Source organism: Micromonospora sp. CB01531, assembly GCF_001905095.1.
Classification (GTDB): Bacteria; Actinomycetota; Actinomycetes; order Mycobacteriales; family Micromonosporaceae; genus Micromonospora.
The window spans coordinates 26530-49788 of record NZ_LWLS01000138.1 but is presented as its reverse complement, the minus strand read 5'-3'; the positions used below and the strand labels follow the sequence as shown (position 1 = coordinate 49788).

General features: G+C 73.4%; 19 protein-coding genes. 10 read left to right on the top strand and 9 right to left on the bottom strand.

Annotated elements, in window-relative coordinates:
- Nucleotide 1: 1 nt before the first annotated feature.
- Entirely contained in the window at nucleotides 2-961 is a 960-nt protein-coding gene (gene deoC / locus A6A27_RS40300; protein WP_073839913.1) for a deoxyribose-phosphate aldolase, read from the bottom strand.
- Nucleotides 962-1097: 136 nt separating this feature from the next.
- Here deoC and upp point away from each other — a divergent pair, with 136 nt between their 5' ends.
- On the top strand, nucleotides 1098-1730 hold the full coding sequence (gene upp, locus A6A27_RS40295) for a uracil phosphoribosyltransferase (RefSeq protein ID WP_073839912.1): 633 nt from the start codon (nucleotides 1098-1100) through the stop codon (nucleotides 1728-1730).
- Between the two features lie 156 nt (nucleotides 1731-1886).
- Nucleotides 1887-2564 carry a GOLPH3/VPS74 family protein gene (locus A6A27_RS40290; protein ID WP_073839911.1) on the top strand — a complete coding sequence of 226 codons (678 nt, stop codon included), beginning with the start codon at nucleotides 1887-1889 and terminating at the stop codon, nucleotides 2562-2564.
- 84 nt (nucleotides 2565-2648) lie between these two features.
- Here A6A27_RS40290 and A6A27_RS40285 read toward each other — a convergent pair whose 3' ends face one another.
- On the bottom strand, nucleotides 2649-4316 hold the full coding sequence (locus A6A27_RS40285; RefSeq protein ID WP_073839910.1) for a phospho-sugar mutase: 1668 nt from the start codon (nucleotides 4314-4316) through the stop codon (nucleotides 2649-2651).
- Between the two features lie 49 nt (nucleotides 4317-4365).
- Complete coding sequence (locus A6A27_RS40280; RefSeq protein WP_073839909.1) at nucleotides 4366-6435, bottom strand: serine/threonine-protein kinase; 2070 nt, start codon at nucleotides 6433-6435, stop codon at nucleotides 4366-4368.
- 203 nt (nucleotides 6436-6638) lie between these two features.
- Here A6A27_RS40280 and A6A27_RS40275 point away from each other — a divergent pair, with 203 nt between their 5' ends.
- Together A6A27_RS40275 and A6A27_RS40270 are read left to right on the top strand one after the other, a co-directional pair.
- Nucleotides 6639-8222, top strand: a complete 1584-nt coding sequence (locus A6A27_RS40275; RefSeq protein ID WP_073839908.1) for an acyl-CoA mutase large subunit family protein — start codon at nucleotides 6639-6641, stop codon at nucleotides 8220-8222.
- Nucleotides 8223-8914: 692 nt separating this feature from the next.
- Complete coding sequence (locus A6A27_RS40270; RefSeq protein ID WP_073839907.1) at nucleotides 8915-10174, top strand: amidohydrolase; 1260 nt, start codon at nucleotides 8915-8917, stop codon at nucleotides 10172-10174.
- Here the strand turns inward: A6A27_RS40270 and A6A27_RS40265 are convergent.
- Nucleotides 10131-11132 (bottom strand): DUF4349 domain-containing protein, encoded by a 1002-nt coding sequence (locus A6A27_RS40265; RefSeq protein ID WP_073839906.1) that lies wholly within the window; start codon nucleotides 11130-11132, stop codon nucleotides 10131-10133. The two genes, A6A27_RS40270 and A6A27_RS40265, sit on opposite strands and share 44 nt — an antisense overlap.
- 194 nt (nucleotides 11133-11326) lie before the next feature.
- On the opposite strand from A6A27_RS40265, the gene A6A27_RS40260 reads away from it, so the two are divergent.
- Genes A6A27_RS40260 through A6A27_RS40245 form a run of 4 tightly spaced genes read left to right on the top strand, consistent with a single transcriptional unit; the run spans nucleotide 11327 to nucleotide 14688 of the window.
- Nucleotides 11327-11956 (top strand): MBL fold metallo-hydrolase, encoded by a 630-nt coding sequence (locus A6A27_RS40260; RefSeq protein ID WP_073839905.1) that lies wholly within the window; start codon nucleotides 11327-11329, stop codon nucleotides 11954-11956.
- A gap of 5 nt (nucleotides 11957-11961) precedes the next feature.
- Nucleotides 11962-12900 (top strand): hypothetical protein, encoded by a 939-nt coding sequence (locus A6A27_RS40255; RefSeq protein WP_073839904.1) that lies wholly within the window; start codon nucleotides 11962-11964, stop codon nucleotides 12898-12900.
- A 43-nt stretch (nucleotides 12901-12943) separates the two neighbouring features.
- A complete protein-coding gene (locus A6A27_RS40250; protein ID WP_073839903.1) occupies nucleotides 12944-13684 on the top strand; it encodes an SCO6745 family protein in 741 nt (246 codons plus the stop codon).
- 41 nt (nucleotides 13685-13725) lie between these two features.
- The gene (locus A6A27_RS40245; protein WP_073839902.1) at nucleotides 13726-14688 is read left to right on the top strand and encodes a GNAT family N-acetyltransferase; all 963 of its coding nucleotides are present in this window, start codon (nucleotides 13726-13728) and stop codon (nucleotides 14686-14688) included.
- Between the two features lie 74 nt (nucleotides 14689-14762).
- Here the strand turns inward: A6A27_RS40245 and A6A27_RS40240 are convergent, their stop codons facing one another.
- Nucleotides 14763-15218: a gamma-glutamylcyclotransferase gene (locus A6A27_RS40240; protein ID WP_073839901.1), complete on the bottom strand. Its 456-nt coding sequence runs from the start codon at nucleotides 15216-15218 to the stop codon at nucleotides 14763-14765.
- Between the two features lie 106 nt (nucleotides 15219-15324).
- Here A6A27_RS40240 and A6A27_RS40235 point away from each other — a divergent pair, with 106 nt between their 5' ends.
- On the top strand, nucleotides 15325-16728 hold the full coding sequence (locus A6A27_RS40235; protein WP_073839900.1) for an NAD(P)H-quinone dehydrogenase: 1404 nt from the start codon (nucleotides 15325-15327) through the stop codon (nucleotides 16726-16728).
- Nucleotides 16729-16774: 46 nt separating this feature from the next.
- Here A6A27_RS40235 and A6A27_RS40230 read toward each other — a convergent pair whose 3' ends face one another.
- The 3 genes from A6A27_RS40230 to A6A27_RS40220 form a co-directional block, all read right to left on the bottom strand.
- Nucleotides 16775-17611: an SDR family oxidoreductase gene (locus A6A27_RS40230; protein WP_073839899.1), complete on the bottom strand. Its 837-nt coding sequence runs from the start codon at nucleotides 17609-17611 to the stop codon at nucleotides 16775-16777.
- A 36-nt stretch (nucleotides 17612-17647) separates the two neighbouring features.
- Nucleotides 17648-18403 (bottom strand): DUF998 domain-containing protein, encoded by a 756-nt coding sequence (locus A6A27_RS40225; protein ID WP_073839898.1) that lies wholly within the window; start codon nucleotides 18401-18403, stop codon nucleotides 17648-17650.
- Nucleotides 18404-18577: 174 nt separating this feature from the next.
- Entirely contained in the window at nucleotides 18578-19213 is a 636-nt protein-coding gene (locus tag A6A27_RS40220) for a DedA family protein (RefSeq protein WP_443190041.1), read from the bottom strand.
- A gap of 552 nt (nucleotides 19214-19765) precedes the next feature.
- On the opposite strand from A6A27_RS40220, the gene thrS reads away from it, so the two are divergent.
- Nucleotides 19766-20998, top strand: coding sequence for a threonine--tRNA ligase (gene thrS, locus A6A27_RS40215; protein WP_274534634.1), 1233 nt, complete (start codon nucleotides 19766-19768; stop codon nucleotides 20996-20998).
- A gap of 65 nt (nucleotides 20999-21063) precedes the next feature.
- Here the strand turns inward: thrS and A6A27_RS40210 are convergent, their stop codons facing one another.
- A complete protein-coding gene (locus A6A27_RS40210; RefSeq protein WP_143194431.1) occupies nucleotides 21064-22989 on the bottom strand; it encodes an ABC transporter ATP-binding protein in 1926 nt (641 codons plus the stop codon).
- Nucleotides 22990-23259 lie beyond the last annotated feature (270 nt).

The window sequence follows — 23259 nt, the reverse complement described above, 5'->3', positions numbered from 1 at the left end:
CTCAGTCCAGGGTGAAGTAGTCGGGACCGGAGTAGACGCCGGTCGTCAGCTTGGTGCGCTGCATCAGCAGGTCGTTCAGCAGGCTGGACGCGCCGAACCGGAACCAGTCCGGGTCCAGCCAGTCCGGGCCGACGGTCTCGTTGACCATGACCAGGTACTTGATCGCGTCCTTGCTGGTCTTGATCCCGCCGGCCGGCTTCACGCCGACCTGTCGCCCGGTGGCGGCGCGGAAGTCGCGGACCGCCTCCAGCATCACCAGGGTCACCGGCATGGTGGCCGCGACCGGCACCTTTCCGGTGGAGGTCTTGATGAAGTCGCCGCCGGCCAGCATGGCCAGCCAGGAGGCGCGCCGCACGTTGTCGTACGTGGCCAGCTCGCCGGTCTCCAGGATCACCTTGAGGTGGGCGTCCCCGCAGGCCTCCTTGGTGGCCACGATCTCGTCGTAGACCTCCCGGTAGCGGCCGGCCAGGAAGGCGCCCCGGTTGATCACCATGTCGATCTCGTCGGCGCCGGCCGCAACCGCGGCCCGGGTGTCGGCGAGCTTGACCTCCAGCGGCGCCTGGCCGGACGGGAAGGCGGTCGCCACGCTGGCCAGGTGCACGCCGCTGCCGCGCAGCACCTCCGCCACGTACGGGACCATCGAGGGATAGACGCAGACCGCGCCGACGTGCGGGCAGGACGGGTCGGCCGGGTCGGGGCGCAGCGCCTTGGTGGCGAGCGCCCGCACCTTGCCGGGGGTGTCGGCCCCTTCGAGGGTGGTCAGGTCGACCATCCGGATCGCTAGGTCGATCGCCTGGGCCTTGGCCGTGGTCTTGATGGAGCGGGTGCCGAGTTGTGCCGCCCGCTGCTCCGCGCCGACCTGATCCACGCCCGGCAGGCCGTGCAGGAAGGTCCGCAGAGCGGTCTCGGATCGTCCCAGCTCGGAGAGGTCCGACCGGGCCGACGTCGCTGTCGCCGTCATGGCGTGAATAGTACGCATCCCGCCGGGGTGTGATCTTGGTCACGGTGGCCTGGTCGTGAGCGCCACACGTGAGCGGCGTCGCTGGTCAGCCGGCAGGTGCGGTGCGTGGCCGGTCCGCCCGGTAGGTTGAGCGTTCGTGGACGTACACGTCATTGACCACCCGCTCGCCCAGGCACGGCTGACCGCCATGCGGGACGCCCGGACCGACTCGGCGTCGTTCCGGGCCGCGCTGCACGAACTCACCACCATGCTGGTGTACGAAGCCGCGCGCTCCTTCCCCGTCGAGAAGTACCCGATCCAGACCCCGGTCACCGCGACCGAAGGCACCCGGCTGGCGAACCCGCCGCTGCTCGTGCCGGTGCTGCGGGCCGGACTCGGCATGGCCGACGCCGCTCTGGGCCTGCTGCCCGAGTCGTCCATGGGCTTCGTCGGCCTGGCCCGCGACGAGGAGACGTTCGAGCCCCGCGCGTACATGGAGTCGCTGCCCCGCGACCTGAGCGGACTGCCGGTGCTGGTGCTCGACCCGATGCTCGCCACCGGCGGCTCGCTGGAGCACTGCTGCCGGCTGCTCGCCGACCGCGGCTGCACCGACATCACGGTGCTCTGCGTCCTCGCCGCGCCCGTCGGCATCGAGCGGCTGGAGCGGTCCGGCCTGCCGCTGCGCCTGGTCACCGCCTCGATCGACGAGGGCCTCAACGACCGGATGTTCATCGTCCCGGGCCTCGGTGACGCCGGCGACCGGCAGTTCGGCGGCATGCCCCGCTTCTGACCCACCCCGGCCGAGCCCTCCCGGCGAGGCGCCGATTCCCGGAAAGAGGGCCCATCCAGTGCGGAATGGGCCCTCTTTCCGTGAATCCGTCGGGTCCGGGTGCCGCGTGGGCGAGTCCGTGCGCGGGGGTGCGGGGAGCCGCTACCGTTCCGGGCCATGACTGGTGTTGCGCTCGCCGAAGAGTTGCTGCTCCTCGCCTACGACGACGAAACCGGCAAGGCGACCATGCCCCGGATCAGCCTGGACCTCGGGATGGCCGCCGCGGTGCTGGTCGAGCTGGCCCTGGCCGGCCGGATCGCGTACGCCGACGGCTCTCTGGCGGTGATCGACCCGGCCCCGACCGGTGAGCCGATCGCCGACGAGGTCCTCGCCCGGATCGCCGCCGACACGCCGCACAGCCCCTCGTCGTGGGTGCAGCGGCTGCGGCACGGCCTGCGCGACCGGATCCTCGGCGACCTCTGCGGGCGGGGTGTGGTCCGGGACATCGACGAGACCGAGCTGGGCTTCATCCACGTGCACCGCTACCCGGTGGCGGACGCCTCCGTGGAGGCGGACATCCGCCGCCGGCTGGCCGAGGCGCTGACCGACGACCAGGCCCCCGACGAGCGGACCGCCGCGCTCGCCACCCTGGTGGCGGTGCTCCGGATGGAACCGGCGCTCGGCCTGGCCGGCGAGGACGCCCGGGACGCCCGCCGCCGGCTGGAGGCGATCGCCGGTGGGGCCGGCTTCTCCGGCAACGTCAGCCTGGACGACTCGGTGGTCCGCCCCTCCATCGGCCTGGTGGTCGCCGCCCTCGGCCAGGCGATCGACGCCGCCCTCGGCAAGCGCGCCTGACCCCCGACTGCTCCGTTGATCAAGAGGTTTGCGTCTCGGTGGCGCGCCCTGCCGACGCAAACCTCTTGATCAACTCGTGAGAGGTCAGAGGCCGAGGGCAGTGGAGACCTCGGTGCGGAGGGTGGTGACGGCCGCGTGGGCGCGGGTGCGGGCGGCGGCGACGTCGCCGTCCGCGACCGGCTCCACCACCTCCAGGTACGCCTTGAGTTTCGGCTCGGTGCCGGAGGGGCGGATCACCACCCGGGCCGCGTCGGTCCGCAGGATCACCACGTCCGCGCCGGGAAGCAGGTCCTTCGCCTCGGTGACCCGGTGCCCGAGCAGCGTCTCCGGGGTGGCCGCCCGGACCCGGGCCATCATCCCGGCGATCTCCCGCAGGTCGTCCACCCGCACCGACAGCTGGTCGGTGTGGTGTACGCCGAACTCGGCGGCCAGCTCGTCGAGCCGATCGGTGAGCGTACGGCCCTGGGCCTTGAGGCCGGCGGCCAGCTCGGCGACGCTCAGCGCGGCGGTGATGCCGTCCTTGTCCCGGACGTGCTCCGGCGCGACGCAGTAGCCGAGCGCCTCCTCGTACCCGAAGACCAGCGGCTCGCTCCCGCCGCCGGCCCGGACGATCCACTTGAACCCGGTCAGCGTCTCGTCGAACGGCAGGCCTCGGGCGGCACACATGGCCCGCAGCAGGGACGAGGACACGATGGTGGTGGCGTACAGGCCGGTCACCCCGCGGCGCATCAGGTGGTCGGCGAGCAGCGCGCCCACCTCGTCGCCGCGCAGCATCCGCCAGTTGCCCGCACCGTCCGGGACGGCGACCGCGCAGCGGTCCGCATCCGGGTCGTTGGCGATGGCGAGGTCCGTGTCCCGGTCGCGGGCCAGCGCGACCAGCCGGTCCACCGCGCCCGGCTCCTCCGGGTTGGGGAAATTCACCGTGGGGAAGTCCGGGTCCGGCTCGGCCTGGTCGGGCACCACGCCCGGCACGGCGAACCCGGCCCGGGCAAAGGCGGCGGTCAGCACCGCGCCGCCCACCCCGTGCAGCGGGGTGTACGCCACCTTCAGGTCGCGCCGACCGCTCGGATCGATCACCGCGGCGGCCCGCTCCACGTACGCGGCGACCAGGTCGTCGCCGAGCACCTTGCCTGCCGGGCCGAGCGGCACCTTCACCAGCGGACCGACCGCCCGGATGGCCGCCTCGATGCCGGCGTCGGCCGGGGGCACGATCTGCGCGCCCGCGCCCAGTTCGCCGCCGAGCTGGGCGCCGAGGTAGACCTTGTAGCCGTTGTCCTGGGGCGGGTTGTGGCTGGCAGTGACCATGACGCCGGCCACCGCGCCGAGGTGCCGCACCGCGAACGCCAGCACCGGGGTGGGCAGCGGCCGGGGCAGCAGCAGGGCCGGACGACCCGCGCCGGTGGCGACCTGGGCGGTGCGCTCGGCGAACGCCCGCGAGCCGTAGCGGGCGTCGTACCCGATGACCAGCGGCCCCTCACCGCCCTGGTCGGCGAGCCAGCCGACCAGCCCGGCGGCGGCCTGGGTGACCACCGCGAGGTTCATCCCGTTCGGGCCGGCGCGCAGCGGACCACGCAGCCCGGCGGTGCCGAAGGTCAGTGGACCGGCGAACCGGTCGGCCAGCTCCGGGCCGCTGCCCGGCAGTCCGTCCAGGACCGCGCGCAGCTCGTCCCGGCTGGCCGGGTCGGGGTCGTCGTCGAGCCACCGCTGGGCCCGGTCGCGAAGCTCGTCAAGATCAGTGGTTTCCGCCGCCATGGCCTCTTGATAGCACGGCGGCGGAGCACCACTGCCCGTCGGCCTCGACTCAGTTGGCCCCGGTGAGCTGGAACGAGCGGGCCATCGCGTCGAAGATCGGCTTGCTTTCGGCGAACTTCGCGTCGTTGGCGGTCAGGTAGAACGAGTACACCTTCCCGCCCTCGACCACGCCGCGCCAGACGCCGTGCCGCATCGAGTCGCCCTCGCCGCAGGTGTACTCGAACTCCGCCGCCGGCTTGCCGGCCAGCGTCGTCTCCGACATCGCGAGCTCGTTGTACGGCTTGGCGCAGGACTTGCTGTTGCCGGCAAGGTTCCGGGAGGCGAATTCGGCCCAGCTCATCGACGTGCCGTTCCACTTCTCCGCCAGGATGCGGACCTTGCGCCGGCTGTCCTGCGGGTCGACGTAGTCGACGAAGACGCCGCCGGTCTTGCGCTCCCAGCCCTTCGGCACCTGGGTGGTGACGTCCTTGGCCGAGACCTCCTGCATCTCGACCGGCGGGGCCTCGACGGTGGCGGTGGGCAGCGTGCGCACGATCGGCGGCGGGGTCTCGTCGCCGCCGCTGTTGAGGGCGATCACGCCGATCAGCAGCAGCACGGCCACGCCCCCGGCGGCGGCCAGCTGGACCTTGCGCGGCCAGCCCTTGACCGTGCCGACGAGCTGCCTGCCGACGCCGCGGGCCTTGCCGAGGGCACCGCCGTCGGCCGGCGCGGCGGGCGGTGTGGCCCACGGTTGGCCGGTGCCCGGCACCGACCACTGGTTGCCGCCGTACACCGGCTGGGTGGCGTCGGCGCCACGGCCGTACACCCGCTGGGTCGCCTCGGGGTGGCCGACGTCGACCCGCTGCGTGGCGTCGGGGTGCCCGCCCCCGAGTCGCTGGGTGGCCTCCGGTCCCGCGCCGACGCCGAAACGCTGGGTGGCGTCCGGCGAGATCCGCTGGGTGGCCTCCGGGGCGGCGCCCGGCGCGGGCATCGCGCCGGTGGGGGTGTGCAGCGGGCCGGCCAGCGCGTCCGCGCTGGTCTCGTCCAGCGCCGCGCTGCCCGCGGCGGCCCTGGGCTCGGTGCGCTCGCCCCGGCGCAGGGCGGCGAGCCGGTCGGTCAGTGACTCGCCGGGGCCGATCATCGCCCGGCCGCCGATCTGCCCGGTCGGCTTCGGCTCGGGCGCGGCGGGCAGCGGAATCGGCGGCCGCTGCACCGGCACCACCGAGTACGGGTCGGTGACCGAGTTGACCGCGGCGGCGTTGCTGGTCAGCGGGCCGGCGAGCAGCTCACGCAGCATGCGCCGGGCGGTGTGCACGTCATACCGGAGGGCCGGATCCTTCTCCAGCAGGCCCATCAGCACGCCGGTCAGCGGGCCGCTGCGCTGCGGGGTGGCCGGCGGGTCCTCGACCACCGCGTGCATGGTCTCGATCGGGTCGCCCTTGTCGAACGGGGGCCGGCCCTCCACGGCGGTGTAGAGCGTGACGCCGAGCGAGAACAGATCGCTCGGCGGGCCGAAATCCTGGCCCATCGCCCGCTCGGGCGAGATGAAGTGCGGCGACCCGAGCACCATGCCGGGCGTGGTGAGCTGCACGTCGGTGGGCATCCGGGCGACGCCGAAGTCGGTCAGCACGCACCGGCCGTCGGAGCAGATCAGCACGTTGGCCGGCTTGACGTCGCGGTGCAGCACGCCGATCGCGTGCGCCACCTCCAGGGCGCCGAGCAGCGCGATGCCGATCTTGGCAACCACGCGGGGCGCGACCGGCCCGTCCTCGATCACCATGTCGGCCAGGCTGCGCGCGTCCAGCAGCTCCATCACGATCCACGGGCGACCGCCCTCGGTGACCACGTCGTAGACCTGGACCACGGCCGGATGCTGGATCGCCGCGGCCGCGCGGGCCTCGCGGAGGGTCCGCTCGTACAGTGCGTCACGGTCGCTGGGGGCCAGCCCCGGCGGGAGCACGACCTCCTTGACCGCCACATCGCGCCGCAGCAGGGTGTCGGTCGCGCGCCACACCGTGCCCATGCCGCCGTTGCCCACCGGAGACCGCAGCGAATAGCGACCACCGATGGTGGTGCCGGGTGCCGCGCGTCCAGTGGGGGGACTGATCGGTCCGCCGCTCCACGTCGGGATCTGAGTCACTTGAAAAGCCACCGGGGGATATCGAGGGGGCTGGGACACAACCCCCCTATCTTGCTGGTTCCGACGCCCGATGCGAAACCCGACGCGGCGGACGTTTACCTACTCGACGGTATGTGGCCAGCTACTCACCTGTCGTCGAGCGGCCGGCGCAGTGTGCGGTATCCCTCATCCATCGACGGCCGGCCGCGTCCTACCATCCGGTAATGAGCGAACGGCGGTCAAGCGAGTCCGGTTTCCCGATCAAGGGCGTCTACACGGCGGACGATCTCCCCGGGGAACTGGCCGAGCGGCTGGGCGCCCCGGGCGAGTACCCGTACACCCGCGGGGTGTACCCGACGATGTATACCTCCCGCCCGTGGACCATGCGGCAGTACGCCGGCTTCGGCACCGCCACCGAGTCGAACGCGCGCTACCACCAACTGCTGCGCGCCGGCACCATGGGCCTCTCGGTCGCCTTCGACCTGCCCACCCAGATGGGCTACGACTCCGACGACCCAATCGCGCACGGTGAGGTGGGCAAGGTCGGCGTGGCCATCGACTCCATCGAGGACATGCGGCAGCTCTTCGCCGGCATCCCGCTGGACAAGGTCTCCACCTCGATGACCATCAACGCACCCGGCTCCGTGCTGCTCCTGCTCTACCAGCTCGTGGCCGAGGAGTCCGGGGTGCCGGGCGGGGCGCTCAACGGCACCATTCAGAACGACATCCTCAAGGAGTACATCGCCCGGGGGACGTACATCTTCCCGCCGAAGCCGTCGCTGCGCCTGGTCGCCGACACCTTCGCGTACTGCCGGGCCGAGGTGCCCAAGTGGAACACCATCTCCATCTCCGGCTACCACATGGCGGAGGCCGGTGCGACGCCCGCGCAGGAGATCGCGTTCACCCTGGCCAACGGCGTGGAGTACGTCCGGGCGGCATTGGCCGCGGGGCTGGACGTGGACGACTTCGCGCCCCGGCTGTCGTTCTTCTTCGTCGCCCGCACCACCCTGCTCGAGGAGGTCGCCAAGTTCCGGGCGGCCCGCCGGCTCTGGGCCCGGCTGATGCGCGACGAGTTCGGGGCGAAGAACCCGAAGTCGATGATGCTGCGGTTCCACACCCAGACCGCAGGCGTCCAGCTCACCGCCCAGCAGCCGGAGGTGAACCTGGTCCGGGTGGCCGTCCAGGGGCTCGGCGCGGTGCTCGGCGGCACCCAGTCGCTGCACACCAACAGCTTCGACGAGGCGATCGCGCTGCCCACGGAGAAGGCGGCCCGGCTGGCGCTGCGGACCCAGCAGGTGCTGGCGTACGAGACGGACCTGACCGCCACCGTGGACCCGTTCGCCGGGTCGTACGTGGTGGAGGCGATGACCGCCGAGATCGAGGCGGCCGCCGACGAACTGATGCAGCGGGTCTTCGACCACGGCTCGGCGGTGGACGCGATCGAGGCCGGCTTCCAGAAGCGGGAGATCGAGCAGTCCGCGTACCGGATCGCCCAGGAGATCGACTCGGGTGAGCGGGTGGTGGTCGGGCTCAACCGGTTCCAGATCGACGAGGAGGAGCCGTACGAGCCGCTGCGGGTGGACCCGGCGATCGAGGCCGCCCAGGCGGAGCGGCTGGCGAAGCTGCGCGCTGAGCGGGACGCCGAGGCGGTCGAGCGCGCCCTGGCCGAGCTGCGGGCCGGCGCCGAGGGCAGCGCGAACGTGCTCTACCCGATGAAGGAGGCGCTGCGCGCCCGGGCCACGGTCGGCGAGGTGTGCGGGACGCTGCGCGAGGTGTGGGGCACGTACCGGCCGAGCGACCGGTTCTGACCTGGTTCTCCGCGGCGGCCCGGGCGGTGCCTGGGGAAGGGGAGGCCGCGCCTGTGCCGGCCTGGCTGAGAGTGCCCTGAGCTGGCCGTACGGGTCTCGCCGCAGGGCCTCGCGGCAGCGTACAGTCGATGGTCTCCCCGCACGTGAGCGGAAGCGGAGACGGCTCTGCGAAGGTGCCGGGCGGGCTGCCTGGCGGCACGTTCGGTGCGGACCCTCCGGGCGGCGTCGCCCGGCCCGTCCGTCGAGCCGTGGGGCAGTGGGGCCCGCCCTTGTGCGCGTGTGCGGATCGGGAATGCGGGTAACCCGGTCGGGTGAACGGGACGGACAGCCTGTGCGGTCGCACAGCGGACCGGCCTGTCACCGTGGGGAGTCGTCCGACAGCCGACTGTTGTCGCGCAATTGTCCGACCGGCAGTTAATTGCCGAGACTAATGCGACAATTCGGAACGACGGCCCGGGATTTGGTGACCGTTGAATCGGTTACGCGTTGTAGGAGGTGTGGGGCAGATGACGGCGTTCGACCGCGATCTACCTGCTGTCCCGCAGATATTCGAGCCTTCCCACCAGGGTATTCGTGACGCTGTGCGGTCCGACCGCTACCCGAAAGATGTTGCGCAGCGTCACCGTCGGCGGTCTAGGCTGTCTGCTGTTCTCCCCGAAGATCCATCCATCTCTAGTGATCGAGAATTCGACGTGACGAGTGCGTTGACGCTGCCTTCCGGCAGCCCGCTGGCGTCGTCCTGGCCGGAGGCGCCGACCGGGTCCCAGCCCCTGCCCTTCGAGCTCGACCATCTGCTCGCCCTCCGGGTACCCGGGCTCATCGCCACCCGCCGTCACATCCACTCCCACCCGGAACTGTCCGGCGAGGAGTTCGAGACGGCCGCCCTGATCCACCGGGAGCTCTCCCTCGCCGGGCTGAAGCCCCGGCTGCTGCCCAAGGGCAACGGCGTCATCTGCGACATCGACGGGCGCCCGGACGGCCCGGTGATCGCGCTCCGCGCCGACATCGACGCACTGCCGCTCACCGACCCGAAGGACGTGCCGTACCGGTCCACCGTGGACGGCGTCTGCCACGCCTGCGGGCACGACGTGCACACCACGGTGATGCTCGGCGTCGGCATGCTGCTCGCCCAGCTCGCCGACCTCGGCCAGCTCGACGGCCGGGTCCGGCTCATCTTCCAGCCGGCCGAGGAGATCCTGCCCTGCGGCTCGCTGGAGGTCATCGAGGCCGGTGGTCTCGAGGACGTGGTGCAGATCTTCGCCGTCCACTGCGACCCGAACCTCCCGGTCGGCCGGGTCGGTCTCCGGGTCGGCCCGATCACCGCCGCCGCCGACAACGTCACGGTCCGGCTCACCGGCCCGGGCGGGCACACCGCCCGCCCGCACCTCACGGTCGACCTGGTCGACGCGCTGGGCCGGCTGGTCACCGAGGTGCCGGCCCTGGTCAGCCGACGGGTGGCGGCCAACAGCGGGCTGCTGCTGGTGTTCGGCCACGCCTCGGCCGGCACCCGCTACAACGTCATCCCCTCCGAGGCCTGCGCCGCCGGCACGCTGCGGGTGATGGATCGCGACACCTGGGAGCAGGCCCCGAAGATCGTGGCTCAGGTCGTCCGGGACGTCATCGCCCCCACCGGCGCGACAGTCGACCTGGAATACCTGCGCGGTCGCCCGCCGGTCAGCAACGACGCCCGCGCCATCGGCGTACTCACCGCGGCCACCGCGGCCGCCCTCGGGCCCGAGGGGATCGCGGAGACCCCGCAGAGCATGGGTGGCGAGGACTTCTCCTGGTATCTCGAGCACGTGCCGGGCGCGCTCGCCCGCCTCGGCGTCGGCCGGAACGGGCCCAACGTGGACCTGCACCGGGCCTCGTTCGACGTGGACGAGCGCGCCATCCCGGTCGGCGTACGCCTCATGGTCCAGACCGCGCTGCGGGCACTGGCGGCGGCGCGCTAGGCGCCGGACCACCCACCGGACCGGCCGGTCCCGGCACCGTCGGGGCCGGACCGGCCGGTGGCGCCCGGCGCGCCCGACGTCGGCGCGCCGCCCGCACCAGCAGCACCACTGGTACGCCGATCACCACCGCGAACGGCAACACCGCGCCCAGCACGGTCAGCAGCACGAACATCGTGGTGACGAAGACGTCCCAGCCGCCCCGCAGCCCTACCAGGAAGCCGAGTTCCGTCCCCTCCTCGGCGGTCGTGGCGTCGGTGCCCACGAAGGCCACCGTGATGGTGGAGAGCGCGGTCAGGTCTGCCAATCGGCGCTTCTTCGCCTCCAGCGACGCCAGGTCGGCCTCCCGCCGGCCCACCTCGTTCTCCAAGGTGACCAGTTCGTTGATCGAGCTGGCCCGGGCGAGCAGCTTCCGGGCGCTGTCCACCCGAGCCCGCTGGGTGGCGATCCGGGCGTCCAGGTCGACGGTCTCCTCGGTGACGTCCTCGGTGCGTACCTCGCGTTGCTCCGGCTGGCCGAGCCGGGACAACTCGTCGACGACCGCAGTGAACCGATCCGCCGGCACCCGCAGAGTCAGCTCGGCGCGGGCGTCCGCCGCCTCGCTGTGCCGCTGGTCGCCGCCGACGAACCCGCCCGCCGCGGTCGCCGCGTCGGTCGCCGCGCGGGCTGCCTTCTCCACGTCGTCCACCCGGACCTGCAACGTGCCGGTGTAGATGATCGACCGCTGGTCGACCCGCAGGTCCGGCTGGGCCCCGCCGGAACCGGCCGGGGCGGGCGCCGCCGCGTCCCGGTCCGCGCCCGCGCCCGCCTTGTCCTGGGCCGCGCCCGCGGCCGGTGCCTCCGCCGACGTGGCCTGGTCGTTCTGCCCACTGTCGGCGCCGCAAGCCCCCGCGGCCAGCACCACCGCCAGCCCCACCACCGCCAGTGATACGGCCCGGCGGCGTCCTCGTTCTGCGTTCACGCCGTCACCTCGCTGCGCTCGGCGCCGCCATGAGGCACCCACGGTGGCTGTGCTGATGATTCGCTCGCTCATGTCCCCGCTCCGATCTTCGACGGGCCCCGTCCCGGGGTCGATACGTCGGACGCGACGCGCCATTGCGCCGGTTCCGGCAGACTGCGCTGAGGACGTCACGATTCGATAATCGAGGAGTCACGATGCAGGTCACCAAGTACGCCCACTCCTGCCTCCGGGTGGAGCACGACGGGGGAGTGCTGGTCGTCGACCCCGGTGTCTACAGCGAACCGGAGGCGCTGGACGGGGCGGACGCGGTGCTGATCACCCACCAGCACCCCGACCACGTGAACGTCGAGGCGGTGACCCGGGCGCTGGACCGGCGCCCGTTCCGGATCAACGGCCCGACCTCGCTCGCCGAGGTCCTCGGTGACGCGGCCGAGACGCTGACCGTGGTCGCGCCGGGCGAGTCGTTCACCGCCGCCGGCGTGGCGATCCGCGCGTACGGCGGCCAGCACGCCGTCATCCACCCCGACATCCCGGTCATCGAGAACCTCGGCTTCCTGATCAACGACGTCGTCTACCACCCGGGGGACTCGCTGGTGGTCCCCGACGACGTCCAGGTGGACACCCTCTTCGCCCCGATCCACGCGCCCTGGAACAAGTTCTCCGAAGTGGTCGACTTCATCCGGGCGGTCGCCCCGCGCCGGGCGTACGCCCTGCACGACGGCCTGCTCAACGACAACGGTTTCGGCGTGCTCGACCGGCAGTACACCGCACTGTCGAACACCGACTACCGCCGCCTCGAACCGGGCACCCGGATCGACGCCTGACCGCCGTGCCTGGACCCACCCCCGAGCTGGTCCAGCGGCTCTACGCGACCCCACCCGACCGGTTCGTCGCGGCCCGCGACGCCGCCGTGGCCGAGGCGCGCCGGGCCGGCGACCAGAAGGCCGCCCGCGAGATCGGCAAGCTGCGCCGGCCCACCGTGGCCGCCTGGCTGGTCAACCTGCTCGCCATCCGCCGGCCCGAGCTGGTCGCCGACCTGGCGCAGCTCGCCGAGTCGCTCCGCACCGCCCAGCGCGACCTGCGCGGCGCCAAGCTGCGCGAGCTGTCCGCCCAGCGCCGGGCCGTGGTCGGCGCGCTGGTCGACGAGGCTCGCAAGCTGGCCGCCGCCGAGCCGGGTGCCCCGTCGGCCGGGAAGCTCCCGCTGGCAGAGGTCGAGGCGACCCTCAACGCCGCTCTGTCCGACGCCGAGGTGGCCGAGCAGGTCCGCACCGGCCGGCTGCTCCGGGCCACCCACTATGCCGGCTTCGGCGAGGTGCCCCGCCCGCAACTGCGGCTGGTCACCGGGGGCGCGGAGGAACCGGAGCCGGAGGAGCCGGCGGCCGGACGGGCCGGGGCCCGCCGGGAACGCGACGAGCGGGCCGCGGCGCGAGCGGCCCGGGCCGAGCGGGCGAAACGCCGCCGGGCGCTGGAACGCGAGCTGGCGAAGGCCCGCGGCGACCAGGACCGGGCCGAGGCGGAACTGGCCGAGGCCGCCCGGTCCGAGCGGGATGGCGCCGCGAGCCTGGACCGGATCGAGACCGAACTGGCCGAGCTGGAACGCCGCCGGGCCGTCGCCGAGCAGGAACTGAGCCGGGCCAAGCTGGCCCGACGGGGCGCCGAGCGGTCGCTCACCACCGCCCGCCGGCGTACCGGGGAGGTGGAGGCCGCGATGGAGGCGCTGGACGCCGAAGAGGGGGATGCCGACGGGGAAGGCAACGGGGCAGACTGATCGGGATGGACGACCACGGTGGACGGACGGCGGTGCGCCGTCGATGACCCCCGAGCAGGTCGCCGCCGCCAGCAAGCCGCCGGTGCTGGAGCTCGGGGAGGCCTTCTCCCGTTGCCCGGCGACGCTGCGCCGCGCCCGGCTGCTCGGCATATCCGGCTGGGCGTTCTACATCACCGGCCGGGCCGGCGCGCTCGGCGACGTCCGCGCCGAGACGGTCGCCGCCGCGCTCGGCTTCATCGCCCCCGACGCGGTCGCCGACGGCTGGGACGCCGCCGCCCGTACGGCCCGCCCACTGGCGGTCGCCGAGGCGAACCTGGCCGAGTGCTGCCGGTGGGGCGTCCAGCACCTGAGCGACGCCCCCGAGTCGCCCCGCCTGGCCGGCCTGCTGGAACGTGCGGTCGACGCGGCGGACGGCAGCGGGATGCCACTGTTCGCCGCCTGGCGGGCCATGCCGGTGCCGGACCGCTCGCCGGGCGCCCGGGCGGCCGTCGCGCTGCTGCTGCTCCGTGAGCACTTCGCCGGGGCTTACCTGCTGGCGGTCCGGGCCGCCGGGATGACCCCGCTGGAGGCGGTGCTGGCCGGGCCGGAGGGGGAGGCGGGGGCCGCCGCCTGCGGCTGGTCGCCCCCGTACCCGCCGGTCGGGCCGCTGGTGCGGCGGCGGCTCTGGGCCGAGGCGGTGACCGACCGGCTGGCCGCCACCGCGTTTCGGGCGCTGGCCCCCGGCGAGGGAGCGGAACTGCTCAACCTGCTCACCGCCGCCCGGCTGCACCTCCGCAGCGGATAAATGAGGGGCGCGCGGGCCGGTGCGCTGCCAGGATCAGCGGCGTGACGCTCCCCGCCGGCTGGGCCGCCCGCCGCCCCACCCTCGACGACGTGCCTGCGATCCTGAAGGTGGTGCACGCCGCCGACACCTTCGCGGTCGGCTACCCGGACTTCGACGCCGAGGACGTCGAGTCCGCGCTGACCGCCCCCTTTGTCGACCCGGCCCGGGACTCGTGGCTGGTCACCGACCCGGACGGCGCCGCCGTCGCCTGGGCGATCCTCGAGAACGCGAGCGGGGTCGGCCGGGAGTTCGTCGACGTCCTCGTCGACCCCGAGCGCGGTGCGGACCTGCGCGCCCCACTGCTGGCCCGGCAGCTCGACCGAGTCGCCGAGCGCGCGGCCGAGCGCGGGGTGCCGGCGCTCACCGTCCGCTGCGCGGTCTTCGCCCCGGAGACCCGCTGGGCGGCCGATCTGGTCGAGGCCGGCTTCACCCGGGTCAAGCGGTACGTCCGGATGTCCCGCTCCCTCGCCGACCTGCCCGCCGAGCCGGCCCCGCCGGCCGGGGTGGCCGTCCGCCCGCTGCGCGCCGGCGACGAGGCCGACCTGCGGCTGTTCCATCAGATCTTCGACACCGCGTTCCGGGACACCCCCGACTACGAGCCGCTCGGCTTCGAGGCGTGGCGGGAGCAGCTCCCGTCGTACGGCAAGGTCTGGGACGAGTGGTTCGTCGCCGAGGTCGACGGAGCGCCGGCCGGCGCCCTCCAGTCCTCCGACCAGGCGCTGGAACACGACATGGGCTGGGTACGCACGCTGTCGGTGCTGCCCGCGTACCGGCGGCGCGGGGTGGGTGCGGCGCTGCTGCGCCGGGCCTTCGCCACGTACGCCGCGAAGGGCCGGGCGTCCGCCGGGCTCGGCGTCGATCTGGCCAACCCGACCACCCCGGTGACCCTCTACCGCTCGGTGGGGCTGAGCGAGGTGCGTTGGACCGACATGTACGAGCGCACCGTCACCGCCGCTGGTGTGTGACACGCGACCCGCGCTCCGGGGTCGCCGGCTGGCCGGGGCACCGGCCGGGGGAGACTGGACGCGTGGGAGAGCCTCTAGGCCGACGCGGTGCCGGTGGGGCGGGACCGCAGTTCGGTGACGTAGTCGTCCGGCGCGCCCGCCTTCTCCGCCGCGTTCGCGATCTCCGACAGATACCACGACGTCGGCAGGCCGCCCTCGTAGCCGTCGAAGACGTATACCCACGCGGTCAGGTCCCCGTCCAGCGTGGAGACGCGGACGGTGAGCTTCCGGTACGTACCGGCGGTCACGCCCTCGATCTCGTCGAGCTGCGCGGCGTCGTACGGGTGGATGTCGTAGAGCGCCACGAAGACCCGGTCACCCGGGGACTCGACCACCGTGCTGACCGAGCCCTCCCAGCCGATGACGCCCTCGCCCGCGAAGGTGAGCCGCCACCCCTCCAGCCAGCCGGTACCCACCATCGGCGAATGCGGGCAGTAGGCGCGCATGCGGGCGGGGTCCAGGTTTGAGCCGTAAGCGGCGTACAGACGCACGGCGATGACGATAGCCCGGTCGGCGGGTGGGGGAGAATACGACGGTGCGTGTCGAGCGCGATGGGGAGAAGAAAGTCACTGTGAGCACGGACGAGGGGCGAGCGCTGTGAGCCAGATCGTGATCATCGGCGGGGGACCGGCCGGGTACGAGGCGGCGCTGGTCGCCGCCCAGCTGGACGCTGATGTCACCGTGGTCGAGGCGGAGGGGGCCGGCGGGGCTTGCGTGCTCTCCGACTGCGTCCCGTCGAAGACCTTCATCGCCAGCTCGGAGGTGGTGACCGGCTACCGGGACACCGAGGAGTTCGGGGTGCACTCGGACGGGCTGGAGGCGGTCACCGTCGACGCCCGGGCGGTGCACGAGCGGGTGAAACGGCTCGCTCTGGCCCAGTCCGCCGACATCCACGCCAAGCTGGTCAAGGCCGGGGTGGAGTTCGTCGCCGGCACCGCCCGGCTGGGCGAGGACACGCTCGGTCACACCCACCGGGTGATCGTCACCCCGGCCGACGGTGACGAGAAGTACTCGATCGCCGCGTCCACCGTCCTGATCGCCACCGGCGCGACGCCGCGCCAGCTCCCCACCGCCGTCCCCGACGGGGAGCGCATCCTGACCTGGCGCCAGGTGTACGACCTGCCGGAGCTGCCGGAGCACCTGATCGTGGTCGGCTCCGGCGTGACCGGCGCCGAGTTCGCCAGCGCCTACCTGGCGATGGGCGTCGAGGTCACCCTGGTCTCCAGCCGGGACCGGGTCATGCCGCACGAGGACGCCGACGCGGCGATGGCGATCGAGCGGGTGTTCCGCAACCGGGGCATGAGCATCCTCAACAACTCGCGTGCCGAGGCGGTCCGCCGGACCGGCGACGGCGTGGAGGTCGAGCTCTCCGACGGCCGCAAGGTGTCCGGCAGCCATGCGCTGATCGCGGTCGGCTCGGTGCCCAGCACCGCCAACCTGGGCCTCGCCGAGTACGGCGTCGAGCTGGCCCGGGGCGGCTACGTCACCGTCGACCGGGTCTCCCGGACCAACGTGCCCGGCATCTACGCCGCCGGCGACTGCACCGGCGTGCTGCCGCTGGCCAGCGTCGCCGCCATGCAGGGCCGGATCGCCATGTGGCACGCGCTCGGTGAGGCGGTCCGCCCGCTGCGGCTGCGTACCGTCGCCGCGAACGTCTTCACCGACCCGGAGCTGGCCACCGTCGGCGTCTCGCAGAACGAGGTGGACGCCGGCAAGGTCCCGGCCCGCCAGGTGATGCTGCCGCTCGCCGGCAACGCCCGGGCGAAGATGGACGACCTCGCCGACGGCTTCGTCAAGCTCTTCTGCCGCCCGGCCAGCGGCCAGGTGATCGGCGGCGTGGTGGTGGCGCCGAAGGCCAGCGAACTGATCCTGCCGATCACCATGGCGGTGGAGAACAACCTCACCGTCAACGAGCTGGCCCAGACGATCACCATCTATCCCTCGCTGTCGGGCTCGATCACCGAGGCGGCCCGCCAGCTCATGCTGCACGAACTGGAGTGACCCGCCGCGTCCTCGGGCCGGCCGGGGCGACCGGCCCGAGGACGCGTCAGCGGAAGGCGGCGGCGTGGTCGGCGGCCCACTCGGCGTACGTGCGGGCGGGGTGGCCGGTCAACTGCCGTACCGTGTCGGTGACCTGTTCGGGACGGGCGACGAAGGCGGCCCAGCCGGCCAGCGCAGCGTCGGCGAAGGCCGGGTCGCCGAAGGCGGCGGCGAGCATCTGCCGTGCCTCGCCGACCGGCATCTCCGACCAGCGCAGCTCCCGGCCGACCGCCCGGCCGATGGCGCGTACCTGGTCCTCCTGGGTCAGCGTCGCCGGACCGCTGAGCAGGTACCGGGCGCCGGCGTGGCCGTCCAAGGTCAACGCCGCCGCGGCCACCTCGGCCAGGTCCCGCTCGTGGATCAGTGACCGGGCCGCGCCCCCGTACGGCCAGCGCACCACGTCGCCGGCGCGGATCTGGTCGGCCCACATCAGGGTGTTGGCGGCGAAGCCGACCGGCCGCAGGAAGGTCCATGCCGCGCCGGACGCCTCGACCGCCCGTTCGACCTCCGCCCAGAACGACGCCGGCTGGTCAGCGGCGCCCGGGGCGGAGAGGTAGACGATCCGGGACGCATGCTCGGCGATCGCCTGGGCGACCTCGGGGGCGGCCCGCCGGGCCACGGCCGGGTCGGTGAACGGCCAGATCAGGAAGACCGCCTCGACGCCGGTCAGGTGGGGCGTGAGCGAGGCGGGGTCGCCGAGGTCGGCGGCCACCACCTCGACCCCGGCCGGCAGATCCGCCCGGGACGGGTCGCGGCTCACCGCCCGAACCTGTTCGCCCCGCGCGAGCAGCAGCGACACCACCTCCCGACCGACTGTGCCGGTCGCCCCCGTCACCAGGATCATCTCCGCCTCCTCGTCCGACCGGCCGCCGTCGACCCGTCAATCGGACGCTAAGAGTTGAAGCTCCCTTGAGGTCAAGGGAGCGGGCGCCGCCGCCGTTCCCGGGACGGCCTCGGCGACGCGGCCGGCCGGTCGGCGGGCCAGTGCCACTGCGACCACGCTGAGCAGGGTGACCTCGGTGACGATGAGCAGACGCTCGGCGAGCCCGATCAGCATCCGCTCGCCCGGGTAGGCGGACCAGATCATCGCCCCGGCCAGCAGCAGGCTGGCCAGGGTGAGCGCGCGCAGCCAGCCGGCGGCGCGACCGCCCAGGTGCCCGGCGAGCAGCCAGCCGGCGACCGGAAGGGCGAGGAAGGCGACCACCGAGGCGTACCGGTGCAGGTAGGCCGCGGTGTCCATGGGTAGGCCGGGCTCGTTGGTGGGCACCACGGCGGAGGTGACCAGGCCGGCGGTCCAGGCGGACAGCAACATCCCGGCCACCCGCGGCCGCCGTCCCGGCCGGGCGGGTGCCCCGCCGCCGGTCGGCGCCCGTCCGCCACCTGCTCGCCGCGACCCGCCGGGGTCCGCCCCCGATCCGGTACGCCAGAGGGCCGGGATCAGCACCGCCGTCGCGGCGGCGAGCACCGCCATGGCCACGTCGATGGCGCCGCCCCGGTCGGAGACGGCGAAGTCGCTGACGGTCAGCGACCAGGGGCTCAGATCGTCGTTCACCTCGAGGTGACCGAGTACGGCGAGCACCGCCGCCAGGGCGATCCCGCCGAGGGCCAACAGGGCGCGTCTCCGGTTTTCGGGCATGCCCCAGCCTGTCGCCGAGGCCACCCGAAACGGATCCGGGATGGACACCCACTTCGATCCCCGGGAACTCCCCTACCGGCTGCGGCTCACGGGTCAGGCGACGTTGAGGTGGATGTTGCCGATCCGTGCGACGACAGGCGCTGCCCATGAGGCGATCGACCAGGGGATGGGCAGTCAGTCGACCCCGACTCGAACTTTGGCCTCGGCCTCCGTGCGGGTGTGGCGGGCGCTGATCGCGCTCATCGCCCAGCCGGCCGCCGCGAACCCGGCCGCCGCCACCCCGCCGATCACCACGAGCCGCCACGCCGACTCGGTCAGTGCCCGGCCGCCCAGGTGCCCGACCAAGCTGCCGTACGTCGCCCAGCCCGTCGCCGCCAAGGTCTCGTAGAGCAGGAAGAGGCGGTACGGGTAGCGGCTGCGCCCGGCCGAGAAACAGGCGGCCATCCGGCCGCCCGGCACGAAGCGGCAGAGCAGGATCACCAGTGGTCCCGGCTCGCGCAGCCCGCGGGTGGCCCGGGCGACGGCCCGGCGGGCCCGGCTGGGCGTCGCGTGTCGGGGCGCCCGGCGGTCCGGTGCGGTCCGGCCGAGCAGGTAGCAGGCGAGATCGCCGGCGATGACGCCGAGCGCGCCGACGGCGATGGTGAGCGGCAGGCTGAGCCCGCCGTACACGGTCAGCGCGCCGGTGGTGATCATGACGACCTGGGTCGGCACGACCGGCACGAAAGCGTCGGCGATCAGCAACCCCAACAGCACGGCGTACGCCCACGTCGGCGATGCGACGTCAGCGATGAGTTCGGGCAAGACCGCCACCTCGCCGGAGTCCCCCGTTCGATCGCACCGAGCCTGACGGCATGTCCCGCGCCACCCCGGGGTGCCCGGCCCGGTGGTGACCCCTGACACGACAGGGCCACCGGTGGACAACGATTCGGGGCCGGCGAATGTGACGCTTCCCCGGCGTGGCGCCGGCCACCCATGCGGGCGGCGGATCGGCGGTCATCGGCGTACCGTTGTCGGGACGCGGCCGCGTGGACGTCGGATCCCCCGTTTCCGGCGTCCGGGCCGTCGCGGGTCGCCGGCAGGTCCCGTGCCGGCGACCCGCCCCCGCTCCCCGCAGAGCTCGCGGGGAACGGACTGGCGGGCTGCACCGCGCCTCGCCTCCACCGCCCAGTCCGCGCGGGCGCTAAATCCGGGTGCGCGAACCGACCCGTCGCGCGTACGGTCGCCGCATGCGCAGCGCGGTGGTGACCACGACGCCGGGAATCCCCGGCGCGCCGCACTGACGTATCCGTCGACGAGGCCCCGGGGCGAACCGCCCCGGGGCCTCGCGGCGTTCCGGGCCAGCTCGCCTCCGGGTCGTACCCGATCAAGGAGAGCGACATGATCGACCACCGCAGGCTCGGCCGGGAGTTGGAGCTGTTCGTCTCCGATCCCCTGTCGGGGGCCGGGCTGCCCATCTGGCTGCCGGCCGGCGCCGCCGCCCGGCACGCCGTCGAGGAGTACGTGCGGGACCTGGAGCGCCGGGCCGGCTACCGGCACGTCTATTCCCCGCCGCTGGGCAAACGGGAGCTGTTCGAGTTGTCCGGGCATCTCGGCTACTTCGCCGACGACATGTTCCCGCCGATGCGGCTGTCCGCCGACGACGAGTTCGTGCTCCGGCCGGCGCTCTGCCCGCACCACGCGCTGGTCTTCCGAGCACGGGGTCGCTCCTACCGGGAGTTGCCGCTGCGCGTCGCCGAGCTGGGCGGGATGTACCGGGCGGAGCGCTCCGGGGTGCTCGGTGGGCTCTCCCGGGTCCGCGCCATCTCGCTCAACGACGCGCACAACTTCTGCGCCCTGGACCAGGTCGGCGACGAGGTACGCGAGATCCTGCGGCTGATCGGCGAGGCGCACGCCGCGCTCGGCGTCCGGCCGGCCGGGTTCCGGCTGTCGCTGCGCGGGCCGGGGGAGAAGTACGTCGGCGACGACGCCCAGTGGGCGCGGGCCGAGGAGCTGCTCCGCGCCGCGCTCGACGGGGTGGACTTCACCGAGGGGCGCGGCGAGGCGGCCTTCTACGGCCCGAAGATCGACATCCAGGTCGTCGACGCGGCCGGCCGGGAGTCGACCATCTCCACCATCCAGCTCGACTTCGACAAGCCGGAGCGGTTCGACCTGTCGTACGTCGACGCGGACGGCAGCCGCAAGCGGCCGGTGATGGTGCACCGGAGCCTGGTCGGCAGCATGGAACGTCTCTTCGCGTACCTGATCGAGGTGCACGCCGGCGCCTTCCCGGCCTGGTACGCGCCGGTGCAACTGGTGCTGCTGCCGGTGGACGACGGCCAGGCGGACGCCGCCGGCGACCTGGCCCGGCGGGCCGAGGCGGCCGGCCTCCGCGTCGAGGTCGACCACGCCGGCTCGCTGGGTGCCCGGATCCGCGACGCGGCCCGCCGGAAGGTCCCGTACCTCGGGGTGGTGGGCTCCCGGGAGGCGGCCGACGGGTCGGTGTCCCTGCGGCTGCGCGACGGCCGCGGGCTCGACCCGATGCCGGTGCCCGACGCGCTGGGGCTGATCGGGCGGGTGGTCGCCGCCCGCTCGGCCGACCTGCTGCCCGGGGCCTGACGCCCGCCCGGCCGGCCCCCGCCGCGCGGCGGAGGCCGGACCCGGGCCGGCTGATCCGTCCACCGTCAGCTCCGGGCCGGCGCGCCGGCCGGGACCGGTCCCTCGTCGTCGATCGCGGCGCCGGCGAACTGCGACCGGTACAGCCGGGCGTACGCCCCGTCGGCGGCGAGGAGTTGGTCGTGCGCGCCCTGCTCGACGATCCGGCCGTTCTCCATCATCAGGATCAGGTCCGCGTCGCGGATGGTGGAGAGCCGGTGCGCGATGACGAAGCTGGTCCGGTCCGAGCGCAGTGCCGCCATGGCCCGCTGGAGCAGCACCTCCGTCCGGGTGTCCACCGAGCTGGTCGCCTCGTCCAGGATCAGCAGCGACGGCTCGGCGAGGAACGCCCGGGCGATGGTGATGAGCTGCTTCTCGCCGGCGCTGACGTTGCTGCCCTCCTCGTCGATCACGGTGTCGTACCCGTCGGGGAGGCTGCGGACGAACCGGTCCACGAAGGTGGCCCGGGCCGCCGCCAGGATCTCCTCCTCGGTGGCTTCCGGCCGCCCGTACGCGATGTTGTCCCGGATGGTGCCGCCGAAGAGCCAGGTGTCCTGGAGCACCATGCCGATCCGGCTGCGCAGCTCCTCCCGGGGCATCGCGGTGATGTCCACCCCGTCCAGCGTGATCCGGCCGGCGTCCAGCTCGTAGAACCGCATGATCAGGTTGACCAGGGTGGTCTTGCCGGCGCCGGTCGGGCCGACGATGGCCACCGTGTGACCGGGCTCGGCGACCAGCGACAGGTCGTCGATCAGCGGCTTGTCCGGGTCGTACCGGAAGGAGACGTGCTCGAACTCGACCCGGCCGGTGACCCGGGCCGGTAGGGCCCGGTCGGGGGCCTGCTCCTCGGCGTCGAGCACCTCGAAGACCCGTTCGGCGGAGGCCACCCCGGACTGCAGCAGGTTCGCCATCGAGGCGACCTGGGTGAGCGGCTGGGTGAACTGCCGCGAGTACTGGATGAACGCCTGCACGTCGCCGAGGCTCATCGACCCGGAGGCCACCCGCAGCCCGCCGACCACGGCGATCGCGACGTAGCTGAGGTTCCCGACGAACATCATCGCCGGCATGATGATCCCGGAGATGAACTGGGCCCCGAAGCTGGCTTTGAACAGCTCGTCGTTCTTGGCCTCGAAGTCGGCCTGCACCTCGCGCTGCCGGCCGAAGACCTTGACCAGCTCGTGACCGGTGTACGCCTCCTCGATCAGGCCGTTCAGCTCACCGGTGTGCCGCCACTGGGCGATGAACCTGCGCTGCGAGCGTTTGGCGATCTGCTGCGTGACGATCACCGACAGCGGCACCGCCACCAGGGCGACCAGGGCCAGCAGCGGCGAGATCCAGAACATCATCGCCAGTACGCCGACCACGGTCAGCAGTGCGCTGAGCAGCTGGCTGAGCGTCTGCGACAGGGTCTGCGAGATGTTGTCGATGTCATTGGTGACCCGACTGAGCAACTCGCCCCGGGGCTGCCGGTCGAAGTAGGGCAGCGGCAGCCGGTTGAGTTTCTCCGCCACCTCGGCGCGCAGCTGCAGCACGGTCCGCTGCACCACGCCGTTGAGCAGCCAGCCCTGCCACCACATCAGCAGGCTGGCGCCCAGGTAGAGGGCGAGCGCCAGCGTGAGCGTGCGACCCAGCGCGGTGAAATCGATGCCTGCCCCGGGCACCACGTCCATCCGGGCCAGCATGTCGGCGTAGTTGTCGTGGCCGGCCGCCCGAGCCGCGGCCACCGCCTGCTCCGTGGTGAGGCTGGCGGGGATCTGGCGGCCCATCACTCCGCTGAAGATCAGGTCGGTGGCGTGGCCGAGGATCTTCGGACCGACCACGCTCGCCCCGACGCTGGCCAGCGCCAGCGTGATGATCGCGGCCAGTTGCAGCCGGTGCGGCCGCAGGCGGCCCAGCAGCCGCCGGGCCGACGGCCCGAAGTTTATCGACTTCTCCGCCGGCATGGCGGCGCCCATCCATGGCGGGCCGCCGCCGGGGCGCCGCCCCGCCGGGGGCAGCCGGTTCGGCGGCCCGCCGGGGCCCTTCCCGCCGGGCCCGGCCCCGCCGGGGCCCTGCCCATTGGGGCCCTTTCCGCCGGGGCCCGTTCCACCGGGGGCGGCCCCGGCGGGGCCCCGCCCGTTGGGGCCCTGGCCGCCGGCGGCCGGCTTCTGCTCGGGTACGGCGGTCATGCCGTCACCTCGCTTCGCTCGGCGCCGCCATGACCGGTGGCACTGAGCTGGCTGATT

What these genes read in the sequence shown, in the direction of transcription:
- A6A27_RS40210 (WP_143194431.1), bottom strand. Translation starts at nt 22,989, where the DNA reads ATGGGCGCCGCCATGCCGGCGGAGAAGTCGATAAACTTCGGGCCGTCG.
- A6A27_RS40285 (WP_073839910.1), bottom strand. Translation starts at nt 4,316, where the DNA reads ATGGCGGCGGAAACCACTGATCTTGACGAGCTTCGCGACCGGGCCCAG.
- deoC (WP_073839913.1), bottom strand. Translation starts at nt 961, where the DNA reads ATGACGGCGACAGCGACGTCGGCCCGGTCGGACCTCTCCGAGCTGGGA.
- A6A27_RS40290 (WP_073839911.1), top strand. Translation starts at nt 1,887, where the DNA reads ATGACTGGTGTTGCGCTCGCCGAAGAGTTGCTGCTCCTCGCCTACGAC.
- A6A27_RS40250 (WP_073839903.1), top strand. Translation starts at nt 12,944, where the DNA reads ATGACCCCCGAGCAGGTCGCCGCCGCCAGCAAGCCGCCGGTGCTGGAG.
- A6A27_RS40225 (WP_073839898.1), bottom strand. Translation starts at nt 18,403, where the DNA reads ATGCCCGAAAACCGGAGACGCGCCCTGTTGGCCCTCGGCGGGATCGCC.
- A6A27_RS40275 (WP_073839908.1), top strand. Translation starts at nt 6,639, where the DNA reads ATGAGCGAACGGCGGTCAAGCGAGTCCGGTTTCCCGATCAAGGGCGTC.
- A6A27_RS40260 (WP_073839905.1), top strand. Translation starts at nt 11,327, where the DNA reads ATGCAGGTCACCAAGTACGCCCACTCCTGCCTCCGGGTGGAGCACGAC.
- A6A27_RS40230 (WP_073839899.1), bottom strand. Translation starts at nt 17,611, where the DNA reads ATGATCCTGGTGACGGGGGCGACCGGCACAGTCGGTCGGGAGGTGGTG.